The organism is Mycolicibacter arupensis (genome assembly GCF_002086515.1).
In the GTDB taxonomy this organism is placed as follows: Bacteria; Actinomycetota; Actinomycetes; order Mycobacteriales; family Mycobacteriaceae; genus Mycobacterium; species Mycobacterium arupense.
Window position 1 is genome coordinate 69,822 of record NZ_MVHH01000006.1, and the last position, 17,438, is coordinate 87,259.

General features: G+C 68.9%; 16 protein-coding genes and 1 pseudogene. 14 read left to right on the top strand and 3 right to left on the bottom strand.

Annotated features, from left to right (window positions below):
• The first annotated feature begins 2 nt into the window (after positions 1-2).
• Complete coding sequence (locus BST15_RS04890; protein ID WP_046188190.1) at positions 3-872, top strand: formylglycine-generating enzyme family protein; 870 nt, start codon at positions 3-5, stop codon at positions 870-872.
• 44 nt (positions 873-916) lie between these two features.
• On the opposite strand, the pseudogene BST15_RS04895 reads toward BST15_RS04890, so the two are convergent.
• Positions 917-2,175 (bottom strand): annotated as a pseudogene (locus BST15_RS04895) (IS30 family transposase).
• 242 nt (positions 2,176-2,417) lie between these two features.
• Positions 2,418-3,539, bottom strand: coding sequence for a phosphate ABC transporter substrate-binding protein PstS (gene pstS / locus BST15_RS04900; protein WP_046188191.1), 1,122 nt, complete (start codon positions 3,537-3,539; stop codon positions 2,418-2,420).
• Between the two features lie 225 nt (positions 3,540-3,764).
• On the opposite strand from pstS, the gene BST15_RS04905 reads away from it, so the two are divergent.
• The 12 genes from BST15_RS04905 (at position 3,765) to sppA (ending at position 10,946) form a co-directional block, all read left to right on the top strand.
• The gene (locus BST15_RS04905) at positions 3,765-4,652 is read left to right on the top strand and encodes a DUF4436 domain-containing protein (RefSeq protein WP_046188209.1); all 888 of its coding nucleotides are present in this window, start codon (positions 3,765-3,767) and stop codon (positions 4,650-4,652) included.
• A gap of 235 nt (positions 4,653-4,887) precedes the next feature.
• The gene (rplN, locus tag BST15_RS04910) at positions 4,888-5,256 is read left to right on the top strand and encodes a 50S ribosomal protein L14 (protein WP_024440402.1); all 369 of its coding nucleotides are present in this window, start codon (positions 4,888-4,890) and stop codon (positions 5,254-5,256) included.
• The gene (gene rplX / locus BST15_RS04915; RefSeq protein ID WP_046188192.1) at positions 5,257-5,574 is read left to right on the top strand and encodes a 50S ribosomal protein L24; all 318 of its coding nucleotides are present in this window, start codon (positions 5,257-5,259) and stop codon (positions 5,572-5,574) included.
• Between the two features lie 2 nt (positions 5,575-5,576).
• The gene (gene rplE / locus BST15_RS04920; RefSeq protein WP_083070833.1) at positions 5,577-6,140 is read left to right on the top strand and encodes a 50S ribosomal protein L5; all 564 of its coding nucleotides are present in this window, start codon (positions 5,577-5,579) and stop codon (positions 6,138-6,140) included.
• A 2-nt stretch (positions 6,141-6,142) separates the two neighbouring features.
• A complete protein-coding gene (locus tag BST15_RS04925) occupies positions 6,143-6,328 on the top strand; it encodes a type Z 30S ribosomal protein S14 (protein ID WP_024440399.1) in 186 nt (61 codons plus the stop codon).
• A gap of 19 nt (positions 6,329-6,347) precedes the next feature.
• Complete coding sequence (gene rpsH, locus BST15_RS04930) at positions 6,348-6,746, top strand: 30S ribosomal protein S8 (RefSeq protein WP_013830245.1); 399 nt, start codon at positions 6,348-6,350, stop codon at positions 6,744-6,746.
• Between the two features lie 13 nt (positions 6,747-6,759).
• Positions 6,760-7,299: a 50S ribosomal protein L6 gene (gene rplF, locus BST15_RS04935; RefSeq protein WP_046188194.1), complete on the top strand. Its 540-nt coding sequence runs from the start codon at positions 6,760-6,762 to the stop codon at positions 7,297-7,299.
• A gap of 2 nt (positions 7,300-7,301) precedes the next feature.
• Positions 7,302-7,709, top strand: coding sequence for a 50S ribosomal protein L18 (rplR, locus tag BST15_RS04940; RefSeq protein ID WP_046188195.1), 408 nt, complete (start codon positions 7,302-7,304; stop codon positions 7,707-7,709).
• 34 nt (positions 7,710-7,743) lie between these two features.
• Entirely contained in the window at positions 7,744-8,448 is a 705-nt protein-coding gene (rpsE, locus tag BST15_RS04945; protein WP_082104116.1) for a 30S ribosomal protein S5, read from the top strand.
• Between the two features lie 2 nt (positions 8,449-8,450).
• The gene (rpmD, locus tag BST15_RS04950; protein ID WP_046188197.1) at positions 8,451-8,633 is read left to right on the top strand and encodes a 50S ribosomal protein L30; all 183 of its coding nucleotides are present in this window, start codon (positions 8,451-8,453) and stop codon (positions 8,631-8,633) included.
• Entirely contained in the window at positions 8,630-9,070 is a 441-nt protein-coding gene (gene rplO / locus BST15_RS04955) for a 50S ribosomal protein L15 (protein ID WP_046188198.1), read from the top strand. Before rpmD ends, rplO begins: the two co-directional genes overlap by 4 nt.
• Before the next feature lie 103 nt (positions 9,071-9,173).
• Complete coding sequence (gene sppA / locus BST15_RS04960) at positions 9,174-10,946, top strand: signal peptide peptidase SppA (RefSeq protein ID WP_046188210.1); 1,773 nt, start codon at positions 9,174-9,176, stop codon at positions 10,944-10,946.
• 43 nt (positions 10,947-10,989) lie between these two features.
• On the opposite strand, the gene BST15_RS04965 is transcribed toward sppA, so the two are convergent.
• On the bottom strand, positions 10,990-12,222 hold the full coding sequence (locus tag BST15_RS04965) for an EstA family serine hydrolase (RefSeq protein ID WP_046188199.1): 1,233 nt from the start codon (positions 12,220-12,222) through the stop codon (positions 10,990-10,992).
• A 184-nt stretch (positions 12,223-12,406) separates the two neighbouring features.
• On the opposite strand from BST15_RS04965, the gene BST15_RS22535 reads away from it, so the two are divergent.
• Positions 12,407-17,383 carry a PE family protein gene (locus BST15_RS22535; protein ID WP_165757101.1) on the top strand — a complete coding sequence of 1,659 codons (4,977 nt, stop codon included), beginning with the start codon at positions 12,407-12,409 and terminating at the stop codon, positions 17,381-17,383.
• The last annotated feature ends 55 nt before the right edge of the window (positions 17,384-17,438 follow it).

Sequence of the window (17,438 nt, forward strand, 5' to 3'; positions counted from 1 at the left end):
CCGTGCTGACGAAGCTCGTCGAGATCCCCACCGGGGTGTACCGGATGGGCTCGACGAGCTTCTATCCCGAAGAGGCGCCTATCCACACCGTTGCGGTGCAGGCGTTCGCGTTGGAACGAAGCCCGGTGACCAACGCGCAGTTCGCCGAGTTCGTCGCTGCCACGGGCTATGTGACAGTCGCTGAGCAACAGCTCGATTCGGGGCGTTATGGCGACGCTGACCCGGGCGCCCTGGTATTCACTCCCACTCAGGGTCCGGTCGACCTGCGTGACTGGCGGCAATGGTGGCGCTGGGTCCCCGGCGCCAATTGGCGGCATCCGCTCGGACCGGCCAGCAGTGTCGAGGAGATTCCGGATCACCCGGTGGTCCAGGTGGCCTATCCGGACGCGGCCGCGTACGCGCGGTGGGCGGGGCGGCGGCTGCCTTCCGAGGCGGAGTGGGAGTACGCCGCCCGGGCCGGCGAGAACACGACCTACCCGTGGGGGGAGGAAGCCATGCCCGGCGGAGTGTTGATGGCCAACACCTGGCAGGGCGCGTTTCCGTACCGCAATGACGGCGCCGCGGGCTGGTTCGGCACGTCACCGGTGGGCACCTTTGCGGCCAACGGCTGGGGGCTGGTCGACATGATCGGCAATGTCTGGGAGTGGACGACCACCGAATTCTCGGCCCACCACCGTCTCGACGCTCCGCCGAAGTCCTGCTGCGCGCCGGTTGGCCCTGCCGACCCTGACGTCACCCAGACCCTCAAAGGCGGGTCGCATCTGTGCGCGCCGCAGTACTGCCACCGCTACCGGCCCGCGGCCCGCTCCCCGCAGTCTCAAGACACGGCCACCAGCCATATCGGATTCCGTTGCGCGGCGGACGCGCACTAGATGGCGCGAACGTGCGTGTCTGTCCGCCATAACCCCGGGCGGTTTCAAGGGGTGGATGCAACGGGTGGGTTTTGTGAGAGTAGTTCGTTGAGTGCTTCGGCGGGTGTTCTCCAGTCCAGTGTTTGGCGGGGTCGGCCGTTGAGTTCGGCGGCGACTTGGTCGAGGTAGCCCGGTCCCCACAGCGACAGGTCGGTTCCCTTCGGGAAATACTGGCGCAGTAATCCGTTGGTGTTCTCGTTGGTGCCGCGTTGCCAGGGTGAGCGCGGGTCGCAGAAGTAGATATCGAGGTCGGTGGCCGCGGCGATGGCCGCGTGGTTGGCCATCTCGATGCCCTGATCCCAGGTCAAGGACCGTCGTAGATGCTCGGGTAGTTCGACCATCTTGGCGATGATCGCCTCTTGCACCGCCAGTGCGCCGTGGTTGTGCGGCAGGTGCAGCAGGACGACGAACCTGGTGCTGCGTTCGACCAGGGTGCCGATCGCCGATGCCGAGGCGGTACTGCCCAGGATCAGGTCACCCTCCCAGTGCCCGGGTACTGCCCGGTCGGCGACCTCGGCGGGACGCTGGCTGATGTTGACCATGTCCCGGATGCGGGTGCGCCGAGTGCCGGGTTGGTGCTGGGGACGTCGGATGGCGCGCTGGGTGCGTAGGCACTGATGCAGTTCGCGGCGCAGGCACCCACGTCCCTGCACATATATCGACTGGTAGATCGCTTCGTGTGACACCCACATCTCCGGTTGGTCGGGGAACTCGCGCCGCAGCCGTCGGGCGATCTGGGTCGGGCTGTGGTGCTGCTGCAACCGAGTCTGCACCTCATGGCGCAGGGCCGTAGCCAGGCTCAGCTTGCGCGGTGTGGGGCGTCGGGCGCGTCGGTGGGCCGATTCGTGGGCGGCCTAGCGCGTCGTAGTGCACCACGGCGGTGCTGCCGGATTGGCGGGCACCGAACGCCTCCTTGCGCCGGTAACCCGGATTTCCGGCCGTCGTAGCGGTTGCGCACGTTGTTATCGAGTTCGCGTTTGATCGTCGAGGGGGCACGCCCCAACCTGGCCGAGATCGAGCGCAACGACTCTCCTCGTTGTACGCCGACCTGGATGGTGATGCGTTCGGACAGGGTCAGACGCGGTCGAATGTCAGCGTTATGTGGTTGATGGAGTGCAGGTTTCACTCCGCCAGCGTTATCGAAGAGTCGACGACCAGTCGCCTCCGACACGCCGGCGGCCACCCCGGCATGCGACGGTGTCAACCCAGATCGGATCAACATCCAGAAGCGGTCAACCGTCGCCTTCGGCGTCGTACGTGCCATCGCAACACTCCTCGATCAAGGTGGTGTTGCATCCACCCCTTGAAACCGCCCCGGCGTGTCGCGTGCAAGTCCGCACACTCACGGTCGAGGCGCGTGGAAAACACCTGGCAGCGTCGTGGCCGATGCGGAGCTCAACCCGGGGATCGAGCGTGCTCAGTTGTACGTCCTGGCGCGGCGTTTCGCCGTACAGACACGCACGCTCACGCCAAGTGGGCACACCCGTGCAGGGGTATGGGGACGTTTTAGGTGATCGCCTCGATCGTGGTCCAGACCCGCGATTGAAAATCGGGAGGCAGGGGGATGTAGCCCTGCTTGTTGAGGTTGGCCTGGCCCAGGCCGGCCGCCGCCTGCAGAAAGCCCTTGACCGCCTGGCCCACGGCAGGGTCGGGATACTTCGAGCAGACGATCTCGTAGCCGGCCAGGACGATCGGGTACACGTCGCCTTGGGGCGGGTTGTAGAACGAGGAGATATCGATCACGAGATCGTTGCCGGCCCCGGTGATCTTCGCGCCGGCAATGGTCTTTCCGACCGAATCCGTTCCGATCCGCACCGGACGTTTGGACTTGCGGCTGGCCGGTGTGCGGATCTCTGCGGCGAACAGCCCCTGGTCCATGGCAAAGGCCAACTCGTTATAGCTGATCGAACCCTCGGTGGTGCGCACCAGTGCAGCAGTACCCTCATTGCCCTTGGCGCCCACGCCCACACCGCCGTTGAACGTCTTGGTCGCCTCACTGTCCCAGACGCCACCGGATGCGGCCCGCAGATAGGCCTGGAAGTTCTCGGTGCTGCCGGACAGGTCGCTGCGGTAGACGACGCGGATGTCCTGTGCGGGCATGGGGCCGTTGAGTGCGACCAGGTCCGGGTCGTCCCAGCGACGGATGCTGCCGTTGAATACCTTGGCGATGGTGGGCGCGTCGAGAACCAACGAGTCGACTTCGGGCAGGTTGTAGGTGATGGCCAATGGCCCGAACACGATCGGCAGATGCCACGCCTCCGAGCCCCCGCAGCGTTGTTTGGCCAGTGCTCGCTGCTCGGAGTTCAGGGGCGATTCGGAGGCCGCGAAATCAGTCTGTCCTGAGAGGAAGTCGGAGATGCCGGCCCCGGAACCGTTGGCGGAGTAGTCGATTGTGCGATCGACACAGGCAGTGCGGTAGATATCGGTGAACTCGGCCATCGCGTGCGCCTGTGCGGTCGAACCACTGGCTTTCAGATCTGCCTTACCGCCACAGGTCACAGGCTCGCTGGCGTAGGCCAGCGTCATGTTGGGGACGCTGCACGCCGATAGCGCCAGAGCGCTTGCGGTCAGCAGGATGCCGGCGGCTATGGCCGGCGTTTGGATTGCGCCGGCCGGGAAACGACTCATGGCCGTGTGTATAACAACCCAAACCCGCGCTTGGCCGAACGGAAGGTGAACGGGGCGTGGTCGGAAAATGACGTCTGGATATGCGCTGTGGGATTCCGATGCGCTTGCGGCCCAGCATTTTTCGTGACCTCACGGGCGTGCCACCGCCGGGCCCATGGTTCGCTACCCTGGCTCACGATGAGCACGATCAGCACAGAGTCTCTCTCGGGCGCTGCGGGTGCGCCGATCACACGTCGCCGCGGACCACGATATCTGACGAGCGCGTTAATACTGGCCGCGATCGTGGTCGCCTACGCGTCATCGCTGTTCGGTGTCCACACGTTGCAGAGATCGGACAGTCCGTTGCCGCCGCTCGACCTGAGCGCGGTGAGCCCGGAGGACACCATCGTGCAGGTTCGCCTTCATGAGCTGAACCCGGTCGCGAATCGGCTCGCAGTAGATATCCTCATCCATCCCGGAGAGTCGTTGTACGACAAGCGGTTCAATGTGCTCAACACCGAGCTCGCGGTCCGGTTGTATCCCCCGAATGATTTGGGTGACTTCCACTTTCCCGCGGGAGATGCGCCGGCGCGAGTCAGCACGACCATCGAGGCATATGGCGCGCCTGGAAACTGGCCCTTCGACTCCTACACCACCGAAGAGCTGTCGGCCGATGTGTTCGTCGGAACCGGGGAGAGCCGCAAGCGGATCCCCGCGCGTGTGGAGGTCACCGGATCGCTGGACGGTTGGGACGCCAGCGTCGCCCGGGTGCGCGACGCGAGCAGAACCCGAAACCAGCGAGGCGATGCCGACGCCGCGGTAGTGGTGAAGATCCAGCGCGCCAGGGGCCCGCTCATCTTCGACCTGGGAATCTGCCTGGTGTTGATCAGCCTGCCCACCCTCGCCCTGGTGGTGGCCGTACCGATGGCGATGGGCAGGCGCAAATTTCTGCCGCCTTTTGCCACCTGGTACGCCGCGAATCTGTTCGCGATCATCCCGTTGCGCAACATCCTGCCCGGCGCGCCACCGCCGGGATCCTGGATCGACCAGGCGATCGTCCAGTGGGTGCTGATAGCGCTGGCAGCCGCCATGGGTCTGTTCATCTATGCCTGGGTGCGACAAGGGGATGACTGAGCCGCGAAACAGCGACCAGGGGACCGTGTCGCCAGCCGTCTGCGGGCGGCTTGGCCTGCAATTTGGCGTTGACGGATCCGTCGCCTAAGCTCTAGGGGTTGCCGTGAGCAGACCTCGGCCAGCGCAAGTTGGCCCTGCGTGCCCTTCGGCAGCAAAAGAAGACCATGCACGACCGGGGACAATCCGGCATGCCACTTGGCGTGCCGGGCAATGTCCCGATTACTGAGGAGATCTGGTGATTCAGCAGGAATCGCGGTTGAAGGTCGCCGACAACACCGGCGCCAAGGAGATCTTGTGCATCCGGGTGCTCGGCGGCTCGTCGCGGCGATACGCCGGCATCGGTGATGTCATCGTCGCAACCGTCAAAGACGCCATCCCGGGCGGCAACGTCAAGCGGGGTGATGTCGTCAAGGCCGTCGTGGTGCGCACCGTCAAGGAGCGTCGCCGCGCCGACGGCAGCTACATCAAGTTCGACGAGAACGCGGCCGTGATCATCAAGGCCGACAACGACCCGCGCGGAACCCGCATCTTCGGGCCGGTTGGTCGCGAGCTGCGCGAGAAGAAGTTCATGAAGATCGTCTCGCTGGCACCGGAGGTGTTGTAGATGAAGGTCCATAAGGGCGACACCGTCCTGATCATCGCCGGTAAGGACAAGGGCGCCAAGGGCAAGGTCCTGCAGGCTTTCCCGACTCGCAACCGGGTGCTGGTCCAGGGCGTCAACCGGATCAAGAAGCACGTCGCGAACTCGGCCAACCAGGCCGGTGCGTCGTCGGGCGGCATCGTCACGCAAGAGGCCCCGATCCACGTCTCCAACGTGATGGTCGTCGACTCCGACGGACAGCCCACCCGGATCGGCTACCGGGTGGACGCCGAGTCCGGCAAGAAGGTTCGCGTCTCCAAGCGCAACGGCAAGGACATCTAGAGATGACGACTGCAGAAAAGACCCAGCCTCGGCTGAAGGTGCGCTACCGCGAGGAGATCCGCGACGCGCTCAACAAAGAGTTCAACTACGCCAACGTGATGCAGATCCCCGGCGTGGTGAAGGTCGTGGTGAACATGGGCGTCGGTGAAGCCGCCCGGGACGCCAAGCTGATCAACAACGCGGTCACCGACCTGGCCGCGATCACCGGCCAGAAGCCGGAGATTCGCAAGGCCCGCCTGTCCATCGCGCAGTTCAAGCTGCGTGAGGGAATGCCGATCTGTGCCCGGGTCACCCTGCGTGGGGACCGGATGTGGGAGTTCCTCGACCGGCTCACCTCGATCGCTCTGCCGCGTATCCGCGACTTCCGTGGGCTCTCGCCCAAGCAGTTCGACGGTTCCGGCAACTACACCTTCGGGCTGGCCGAGCAGTCGATGTTCCACGAGATCGACGTGGACTCCATCGACCGCCCGCGGGGCATGAACATCACCGTCGTCACCTCGGCGACCAACGACGACGAAGGACGAGCGCTACTGCGGGCTCTCGGCTTTCCGTTCAAGGAGAACTGACCATGGCTAAGAAGGCGTTGGTTATCAAGGCGGCCCGCAAGCCCAAGTTCGCGGTGCGCGCCTACACCCGCTGCAACAAATGCGGCCGTCCGCGCGCGGTGCTCCGCAAATTCGGCCTGTGCCGGATCTGCCTGCGCGAAATGGCGCACGCCGGCGAGCTGCCCGGTGTGCAGAAGAGCAGCTGGTGAGGGTGGAGGAGCAGCCTAAATGACTATGACGGATCCCATCGCGGACTTCCTGACCCGTCTGCGTAACGCCAACTCGGCGTACCACGACGAGGTGACCCTGCCGCACTCGAAGATCAAGGCGAACATCGCCGAGATCCTCAAGCGCGAGGGTTACATCACCGACTACCACGTCGAAGACGCCCGCGTGGGCAAGGCGCTGGTGGTCAACCTCAAGTACGGCCCGAACCGGGAGCGCAGCCTCGCCGGTCTGCGCCGGGTGTCCAAGCCGGGCCTGCGGGTCTACGCAAAGTCGACCAACCTGCCACGGGTGCTCGGCGGCCTGGGCGTGGCGATCATCTCCACGTCCTCGGGTCTGCTCACCGACCGTCAGGCGGCCAGGCAGGGCGTGGGCGGCGAAGTCCTCGCGTACGTGTGGTGAGGGAGTAGCAGACATGTCGCGTATTGGTAAGCAGCCGGTCCCGGTTCCCGCCGGGGTCGACGTGACCATCGATGGTCAGAACGTATCGGTCAAGGGGCCCAAGGGCACCTTGGAGCTCTCGGTGGCGGAGCCGATCAACGTTGCTCGCAACGATGACGGCGCCCTCGTGGTGACCCGGCCCGACGATGACCGGCGCAACCGGTCACTGCACGGCCTGAGCCGCACCCTGCTGGCCAACCTGGTCACGGGTGTGTCAGAGGGCTACGTCCGCAAGATGGAGATCTTCGGTGTCGGCTACCGCGTCGCGCTCAAGGGCAGCGACCTGGAGTTCGCGCTGGGCTACAGCCACCCGGTGCTGATCAAGGCTCCGGAAGGCATCACCTTCGCGGTGGAGACGCCCACCAAGTTCTCGGTCTCGGGCATCGACAAGCAGAAGGTCGGCCAGATCTCGGCGAACATCCGCCGCCTGCGTCGCCCCGACCCCTACAAGGGCAAGGGCGTGCGCTACGAGGGTGAGCAGGTACGCCGCAAGGTCGGAAAGACAGGTAAGTAGTCATGGCGCAATCAACAGCAGGCACCGCGGACCGCAAACCCGTCGGGCAGAACATCTCTGAGGTTCGGCGCAACCACCGCATCCGTCGGCACGCCCGGTTGCGCAAGAAGGTCGCCGGCACCGCCGAGCGTCCGCGCTTGGTCGTGCACCGGTCCTCGCGGCACATTCACGTGCAGTTGGTGGACGACCTCGCCGGCCACACGGTGGCGGCGGCATCGTCGATCGAGGCCGACGTGCGGGCAGTGGACGGCGACAAGAAGGCCCACAGCGTGCGGGTCGGACAGCTGATCGCCGAGCGTGCCAAGGCAGCCGGTGTGCAGGACGTGGTGTTCGACCGTGGTGGCTACACCTACGGCGGCCGTATCGCGGCGCTGGCCGACGCGGCGCGCGAGGGCGGATTGAACTTCTGATGACTGACGTGAAGATGACTGGAAGGACCGCATGATGGCGGAGCAGCCGACAGGGGCCTCCTCGGCAGGTCCCGACACGGGCAGTGCCCACCGCAATGACGGGCGCGACAACCGTGACAACCGGGGTGGCCGTGGTGGCCGCGACGGTGGCCGTGGCGGTCGCGACAACCGCGACGGCGACAAGAGCAACTACCTGGAGCGCGTGGTCGCGATCAACCGGGTGTCCAAGGTGGTCAAGGGTGGCCGTCGGTTCAGCTTCACCGCGCTGGTGATCGTGGGCGACGGCAACGGATTGGTCGGTGTCGGCTACGGCAAGGCCAAGGAAGTTCCCGCCGCGATCGCCAAGGGCGTCGAGGAGGCCCGCAAGGGCTTCTTCCGGGTGCCGCTGATCGGTGGCACCATCACCCACCCGGTGCAGGGTGAGGCCGCGGCCGGTGTGGTGTTCCTGCGTCCGGCCAGCCCGGGTACCGGTGTGATCGCCGGCGGTGCGGTGCGTGCCGTGCTGGAATGCGCAGGAGTGCACGACATCCTGTCCAAGTCGCTGGGCAGCGACAACGCGATCAACGTGGTGCACGCCACCGTTGCCGCGCTGAAGATGCTGCAGCGTCCCGAAGAGGTGGCGGCCCGCCGTGGCCTGCCCATCGAAGATGTGGCTCCGGCCGCGATGCTCAAGGCGCGCCGGGAGAGCGAGGCACTTGCGCTCAGCGCGGCTCGCGCCGAGCGGGAAGGTTCTGCATAACCATGGCAAACCTGAAGATCACCCAGGTCCGCGGCACCATCGGTGCCCGTTGGAAGCAGCGCGAGAGCCTGCGCACCCTGGGCCTGCGCAAGATCCGCCAGTCGGTGGTGCGTGAGGACAACCCGCAGACTCGCGGGCTGATCCGGGTTGTTCACCACCTCGTGGTAGTGGAGGAAGCAGAATGACCATCAAGCTGCACGACCTGCGCCCCGCGCCCGGGTCGAACACCAAGAAGACCCGCGTCGGCCGTGGTGAGGGTTCCAAGGGTAAGACCGCGGGACGTGGTACCAAGGGCACCAAGGCACGCAAGAATGTGCCGGTCCGGTTCGAGGGTGGGCAGATGCCCATCCACATGCGCCTGCCCAAGCTCAAGGGCTTCCGCAACCGGTTCCGCACCGAGTACGAGGTCGTCAACGTCGGCGACATCAGCCGGCTGTTCCCCGAGGGTGGCACCATCGGCCTCGACGAGCTTGTAGCCAAGGGCGCCGTCCGCAAGAACACGCTGGTCAAGGTGCTCGGCGACGGCAAGCTTGCGGTCAAGGTGGACATCACCGCTCACAAGTTCAGCGGCAGTGCCAAGGACAAGATCACCGCAGCCGGAGGCACCGCCACCGAGCTGTAGGGTCCGCCCCGCACAACGAGCTACAGAATCGCACTCCACCGATCGGTGGGGTGCGATTCTGCGTCTGGTGGGCATCACGCGCGCCGCCGGTAGGCTCGCCAGCATGTTCTCGCTACTGCCCGGCGTGCCCGGGATGGACGACCTGCGCGGCGTGGTCCGTCGCATCGACACCGCGCGCCACCATGGTGTGCCCCAGGGCGTCATCCTGGAGCTGGACCTGCAGGAGCTGCCGCATGAGACCGGTTCTTTCGACCCATTGGCCCTGATCCGCTCCGGAGGCCGTCCGGCGATACTGCGCGAGGTGGTGGCCGCCCTTCACCGCGCCACGCACGATCCACGAGTAGCGGGCTTGATCGCCCGGGTGCAGCTCTCGGCGGCCGCCGCCGGGCCGGTGCAGGAGCTGCGGGACGCGGTTGCCGAGTTCGCCGCCGCCAAGCCGTCGCTGGCGTGGGCCGAGACCTATCCGGGCACGCTGTCGTACTACTTGGCTTCGGCGTTCGGCGAGGTGTGGATGCAGCCTTCGGGCACCGTCGGGCTGATCGGTTTCGCCACCAACGCGACCTTCCTGCGGACAGCGCTGGATAAGGCGGGAATCGAGGCGCAGTTCGTTGCCCGGGGCGAGTACAAGTCGGCAGCAAATCTGTTCACCCAGGACTCCTACACCGATGCCCACCGCGAGGCCGACACCGCTCTGGTGGAGAGCCTTCATGCACAGGTGCGGGCGGCCGTCGCCGAATCGCGTCACCTCCAGGCCGACGTCGTCGACGCCGTGGCGGACAGGGCGCCGCTGCTACGCGACGACGCGGTGCAGTCCGGCCTGATCGATCGGATCGGCTTCCGGGATGAGGCCTATAACCGAATCGCCGAGTTGGCCGGAGTCGATCTTCGGTCCGGCGCTGACGGCGAGGGCGCACCGCCACGCCTCTACCTGTCCCGCTACGCCCACGCCACCGCCGAGGGGGCACGTCAGGGCCTGCCCGGGCGTAAGCCCAAGCCGGCGATCGCGGTGGTGACGGTCTCGGGGGCGATCGTCAGTGGCTCCGGCGGGCCGCAGTTCTCTCCGCTGGGCAACCGCAATGTCGGTGGGGACACGATTGCCGCGGCCCTGCGTGAAGCGGCGGCGGACAAGGATGTCTCCGCGATTGTGCTGAGGGTGGACAGTCCGGGCGGCTCGGTCACCGGTTCGGAAACGATCTGGCGAGCGGTCCAGCAGGCCCGTGAGGCCGGCAAGCCGGTGGTGGCCTCGATGGGTGCCGTCGCCGCCTCCGGTGGCTACTACATCTCTGCGGGCGCCGACACCATCGTGGCCAATCCCGGGACCATCACCGGTTCCATCGGCGTGGTGACCGGCAAGTTGGTCGCCCGCCGTCTCAAAGACCGTCTCGGCGTGGGGTCCGACTCGGTGCGGACCGGTGCCAACGCCGACGCGTGGTCTACCGATGCACCATTTACTCCCGAACAGCAGGGGCAGGTCGAGACCGAGGCCGACCTTTTCTACGACGACTTCGTTGCACGCGTGGCGCAGGGGCGCAATCTGTCCACCGAGGCGGTGGACGCGGTCGCTCGCGGGCGGATATGGACCGGCGCCGACGCGGCCGAACGCGGCTTGGTCGACGAGCTGGGCGGATTGCGCACCGCGGTACGGCGGGCCAAGGTCTTGGCCGGGCTCGACGCCGACGCCCCGGTGCGAACCGTCTCCTACCCCGGATCGTCGATGTGGGACTTCGTTCGCCCGCGTCCGTCGTCGCAGCCGGCGGCGGCGCTGACCGACGTGGTCGGAAGCCTGGTGGTCCGGTCCCTGACCGGGGTCGTCGAGCAGGTCGAGCGCTCGGTCAACGGGACGCAGGCGTTGTGGATGGGGGAGTCGCGCTGGTAGGGCGCCCACTTTGTGACTGAAAGCGTCTGGTCTTGGCGGTACCTCAGGCCTGTGGCCGGACGCCCAGCACGTCGCGGAACAACGCCTGGCGCAGCGCGAGCTCACGGGGATCGCTGTGCAGGTGAAAGCCCAGCCGGTTCATCACGTAGGAGTAGCCGACGCCGGTATCGGGATCGGCGAACCCGAAGGACCCGCCGAAGCCCGGGGTGCCGTAGGCGTTGTTCGACGAGCCGAAGGCTGAGCCGAAGGCGGGCTTGGAAAGTCCCAGCGAAAACACCAGTTCGACGCCCAGGACCTTGTCGCGTTCCCCGCGGGCAGGGGCCGCGGGCATCGCCGCGAGTTCCCGGCGCACCTCGGGGCTCAGCGGCAATAGCGGGTGCGCGGTGGCCGCGGCCCCGTACAGGCGCGCGATCGCGCGGGCCGAACCGATTCCGTTGGCCGACGGGATCTCGACGGCCCGCACGTCGTCGCGGTTGTAGTCGCCGTCCCAGGGGCTGATGTCGCTGGGGAGGGAGCCTGCCCGGCTCAGCAGACCGAACGGATTGAAAGATGCCGCCACCAGTGCGGGCGGCATGACGGTGAGGTGCAGGAGCGCTTCGGCGCGCTTCCATTGATGTAGCAGCGCCACCTGGTCGCGGGACACCGACTTCGGCAGGCCGATATGCAGGTCCAGGCCCAGGGGAGCGGCGATCTCGTCGGCGAAGAAGCGGCCCAGCGTGCGCCCGGCGGGGTCGGTGCGGCGGATGAGCTCGGATTCATACCAGCCCAAGGTGACCGCGTGATAGCCGTGCCGGGTGCCCGGCGTCCAGAGTGGCTTCGCAGCGGCGAGCAGGGGCGCCAGTCGATCCGGGTTCGCAACATCGGCCAGCGTGGGTGCGGGTTTGAGCGAGCTGAGGCCGGCTTGGTGGCCCAGCAGTTGACGGACCGTCACGTCACCCTTGCCGGCCTGCGCGAATTCCGGCCAGTGGGTGGCGACCGTGTCGTCATAGCTGAAGAGGCCCCGCGACACCGCCAGCGCGACGGCAAGCGCTGCCACGCCCTTGGTGCTGGAGAAGACGTTGACCATGGTGTCCTGCGTCCAGGGTGCGCGAACCAGCCCGTCACGGTAGCCGCCCCACAGATCGACGACTTTGACCCCCTCGCGGTACACGGCGAGAGCGGCGCCGACTTCTTGACCGCTGGCGAAGTTGGCGCGAAACGCATCGGCGACCTTGCCGTAGCCTTCATCGACGTCCCCGCCGACCATGTCCTGCGGGACCCTGAGCTTGAGCACCATTGGTGTGGTTATACCGCTGCTGGTCGCACGGACACCCTCGAATGGCGAAAGCCGCATGCTGGGTGGTTTCCCGCAGGGCGGGAACTCGCATCGCCGACCTGCCGAGACGATGCTAATATAGCGCGTCTGTTCCAGGTGAGCGGACAGTCAATTTGGCGTGAATTCGGGAAATTGAGGATTCGGCATGCAACAGAGTCGTGACAGTCGTCAGAGTGGCCGGTCGGGACGCCTCGGTCGGCGGATGGCCGGAGCAGGCAGCGCGGTCGGCGCATTCCTGGCCTTCGGGGTCGGCCCCGTGGCCGGCGCACCGTCAGCCCACGCGGACTTCGATGACCTGATCATGGAGCCGATCCTGGAGATGTTCGAGTCCTGGTCCCTGGACTCCGGGCAGTGGTTCACCGGATCGAACGACGACCTGTTCGCCAGTCTCAACGCCGGACCCGCGTTCGACTCAAACCTCTTTGCCTTCGACCCGACGCAGCCGCTGGGCCCCTGGGTGGCAGAGCTGGATCAGCTTCTCTATGACGGATTCCAGAACTACGTCTACCTGCCCTTGTATGCCCTCAGTCAAGACCTGATGGGCTACGCAGAGCCGCTGCTCAACGTCGTCAATCAGCCCTTCGTCGACCTGTTCGGGCGGGTGCTGATCGGCAACGGCATCGACGGCTTCGACGGCGTCAACGACTCGCTACTGGGCAGCACGGGCCTCTTCGGCAACCTCGGCGACGGTGGCTTCCTGTTCGGCGACGGCGGTGCGGGACTGGCTGGCAGCGCGATCAATGCCAATGGCGGAATCGGCGGTGCCGCCGGACTGATCGGCAACGGTGGCGCCGGTGGCGCCGGACTCGACGGCATCGCGGGCGGTGATGGCGGTGCCGGTGGAGACGGTGGTGCCGGTGGCTGGCTGCTGGGCAACGGTGGCCTGGGCGGCGCCGGCGGAATCGGCGGAATCGGCGGTGGCGCCGGTGGGTTCGGCGGAACCGGTGGTGCGGCGATCTTCATCGGCAACGGCGGCGCCGGGGGCGCCGGGGGTGCCGGTGGCTTCGGCGGCGACGGCGCGGACGGTGCCACGTTCGGCGCGAGCGGTGACAACGGCGGCTTCGGCGGTTTCGGTGGCAACGGCGGCACCGGCGGGCGGGCCGGCCTGTTGTTCGGCGCTGCCGGCAATGGCGGTGACGGTGGTTTCGGCGGCAACGGCGGCGCCGGCGGGGATGGGCAGAACGGCCTGCACGGCACCAACGCCGGCGGAGCCGGCGCCAGCAGCGGCCTGGCCGGTCAAGACGGCATGGACGCCGGTAATGGTGGCAACGGCGGCAATGGCGGCAACGGAGGCAACGCCGGCAAGGGCGGCGCGGGCGGATTCCTGGGCGTCCACCCGGCAGGTGCCTCCGGCGCGGCAGGGGCGGGCGGCAGCGCCGGCGACGCGGGCAACGCCGGCAACGGTGGCAACGGCGGCAACGGCGGCAACAACGGAACCGCGCTCTCTGCCGGTGACGGAGGCAACGGCGGAGCCGGTGGAGACCGCGGGCTCGTGGGTATCGCCGGCCTGGGCGGCCTGAACAGCGATGGCACCCGCGCGATCTCCGGGCAGGCGGGCGCGGCGGCCATCAGCGGCGGAAACGGTGGTCACGGCGGCAACGGTGGCAACGGCGGCCTCCTCGATGACGGCCAGGGCCAGAACGGTGGAGCCGCCGGAAACGGTGGCGCAGCGGGCCGGATTGGCGACGGCGGCAACGGTGGCAACGGCGGTAACGGTGGCGACAGCGCCGCCGGCGCGGACGGGGCCAACCCGGGCGACGCCGGCGTGGACGGCAAGGCCGGTGGCTACGGCGGTCAAGGTGGTCACGGCGGCGACGGCGGCCGGGACGCCGGTAACTCCGGCAACGGCGGCAATGGTGGTAACGGCGCCAACGGTGGCGACGGCGGTGCCGGTGCCAACGGTGCTGACGGCGTGTTCGCGGGCCAAGACGGTCAGGACGGCGGTCACGGCGGCAGCGGTGGCGACGGCGGTGCCGGTGGCAACGGCGGCAACGCGGGCGTGGTCTACAACGGCGTGGTCGGACTCAACGGCAACGGTGGCGACGCCGGCAACGGCGGCAACGCCAACACGCCCGGCAACGGTGGCAACGGTGCGGCCGGCGATGCGGAGAACCCCGACGGCGGCAAGGGCGGCAACGGGGGCAACCCGGGCACGGCGGGCAACGCCGGTGTGGCCGGCGTGCACGGCACCGGCGGCAACCCGGCCAGCGGCGTCGACGGTCTCGGCGGAGTCGCCGGTACCGGTGTCACCGGCATCCACGGCAACGGCGGCAACGGCGGTGCGGGCTACGACGCCTCGGCTGACCCGGATGCCGTCCCTGGCGCCGACGGCGGTGCCGGCGGCGCGGGCGGCAACGGTGGTCTGATCGGCAACGGTGGCAACGGCGCGGCCGGCGGCAACGGGGCGCTGGGCGCGGTCGGTGCAGACGGCGACGTGCCCGGTGCCACCGGCGGAACCGGTGGAGCCGGCGGCGACGGTGGTGCCGGCGGTGCCGGCGGCAACGGTGGTGCGCTTGCCGGTAACGCCGGAAACGGCGGCAACGGCGGCAACGGTGCAACGGGCGGAAGCGGCGGCGCCGGCCAGGACGGCGCAACCGGGGTGTCCGGCGTCGACGAGGGCGCGGGCGGCGCCGGCGGCAACGGTGGCAACGGCGGCGTGGGCGGTAACGGCGGCGTGGGCGGCAACGCGGGAACGGCGGCCAACGGCGACGGCGCCAGCAACGGCGATGGCGGAAATGCCGGTGACGGCGGCAACGCCGGAAACGCCGGAAACGGCGGCACCGGCGCCGCCGGCGACGCGGTCAACCCCGACGGCGGCAGGGGCGGCGACGGCGGCAATCGCGGTGAGGCGGGCCTGGGCGGCAACGGCGCCGATGCCGGTACCGGTGGCAGCGGTGGGGTCGCCGGAAGCGACGGTGTGGCCGGCGCCGACGCCACCGCCGGCGGTAACGGCGGTAACGGCGGCCGGGGCTTCGACGCCACGGATCCGGGAACAAACGGCGGCAACGGCGGTGCCGGCGGCAATGCCGGTGCCATCGGCATTGGCGGCGACGGTGGTGCCGGTGGCACCGGGGCCAACGGCCTGGCGGGTGTGACCGACGGCAACGGCAACGGCACGCTGGGCGGCGATGGCGGCATGGGCGGCAACGGAGGCGCCGGTGGTGCCGGCGGTACCACCTCCGGGGACGCCGGCAACGGCGGTGTCGGTGGTGCCGGTGGTGCAGGCGGGATCGGCGGGAGCGGCGCCAACGGCACCGCTGGGGTCGATGCGACCGTGGCGGGCGGTAACGGCACGGCCGGTGGAGACGCCGGAAACGGCGGGATCGGTGGCACGGGCGGCGGCGGCGGCAACGGCGGCGTCGGCGGCACCGCCACCAACGGCACCGCCGGACAGGCTGGGGACGGCGGCGTGGGCGGCGCGGGCGGTAACGCCGGCAACGCCGGTAACGGTGGCGTCGGTGGTGCCGGCCTGGGTGGCGGTGCCGGTGCGGCGGCCGGCAACGGTGGTGACGGCGGTGACGGCGGCGTGCGCGGTACGGCCGGGTCCGGCGGTCAGGGCGGCACCAGCGGCGACGGCTCAACCCAGGCGGCAGATGGTGCCGCGGGAGCCAACGCGACCGGCGGCGACGGCGGCGCCGGCGGCCGGGGCGGTGCCGCGACCAACGCGAACCAGACCGGCGGCAATGGTGGCCAGGGCGGTAACGCCGGCCCCGACGGTCGCGGTGGCGACGGCGGCGCTGGCGGTCGGGGCTTCAACGGCGCCAATGGCACCAATTCCACAGATCCCAACGTCGACGGCACCGATGGCGGCAACGGCACCGCCGGCGGAAACGGTGGTGCGGGCGGTTTGGGTGGCACCAACTCCGGCGTCGGGGGCAATGGCGGCGCCGGTGGCGTGGGCGGCAATGGTGGCAACGGTGGCCACGGCAGCAACGGCACCACCGGCGGCGGCGGAACCAGCGCCCACCCCGATGGCTTCGACGGAGGCAACGCCAGCAGCGGCGGCAACGGCGGTAATGGCGCCGTCGGCGGCAACGGTGGAGCGGCCGGAACCGGGGCCGGCGGCAGCGGCACGGCCGGTGCCGGTGGCAAGGGCGGCAACGCCGGAAACGCGGGTAACGCCGGTAACGGCGGTAATGGCGGCGATGGGATCGCCACCAACACCACCGGATCCGGCGGCCACGGTGGTAACGGCGGTAACGGTGGCGACCGGGGCACCGCAGGCACCGTCGGCACCGGCGGCATCGGCGGCAACGGAACGCAGGCCGCGAGCGGCTCCGCCGGATCCAGTGGTACCGGTGGCAACGGTGGCAACGGCGGCAAGGGTGCCGACGCCACCAGCACCGGCCAGTTCGGCGGTAACGGCGGCAAGGGCGGTAACGCCGGCGCCGACGGTAACGGTGGCAACGGCGGTAACGCCGGCAAGGGCGCCAACGCGGCCACCGGCCCCGGCACCACGGGCGGGACCGGATCGACCGGCACCGACGGTGACCAGTCCGGCAACCCCAACGGCGGCACGGGTGGCACCGGTGGCAACGGCACCGGAATCGGCGGTAAGGGCGGCAACGGCGGCACGGGTGGTACCGGTGCGGACGGTGGCAGCGTGCCCGGGCAGTCCGCTGGTGCCGGCGGGACCGGTGGCACCGGTGGTAACGGTTCCAACGGTGCGGACGGCGGCTACGGCGGCAAGGGCGGTGACGGCGGCCTGGGCGGTAGCAACTCCGGAAACGGCGGCAACGGCGGGGTCGGCGGGGCCGGCGGTAACGGCAGCCGCGGCGGTGACGGCGGTGCCGGAGGTGCGGGTGCCAGCGGTGGTGACGGCAGCGCCGCCAACCCCAACGGTGGGGCAGGCGGTAACGGCGGCAGCGGTGGCAACGGCGGCAGCGGTGGAAACGCGGCCGGCGGCAACTACGGCGGTAAGGGCGGTGCGGCCAACAACCCCAACGGCACCTCGGGTAGCGATGGAGCCAACGGCGCCGACGGCACTCCGGGTGGTCCCGGTGCCGCCGGTCCGGGCGGGCCGGCCGGTGGCGGTGGTTCGGCTGCCGGCGGGGGCACGGCCGGTCCGCCCGGACAACCGGGCGAGGGCGGCAAGGGCGGCGGGGTCATTCCCCCCGGCTGATAGCCGACCACCCGCATACGACGACGATGGCCGCCGGTCCGTAGGGACCGGCGGC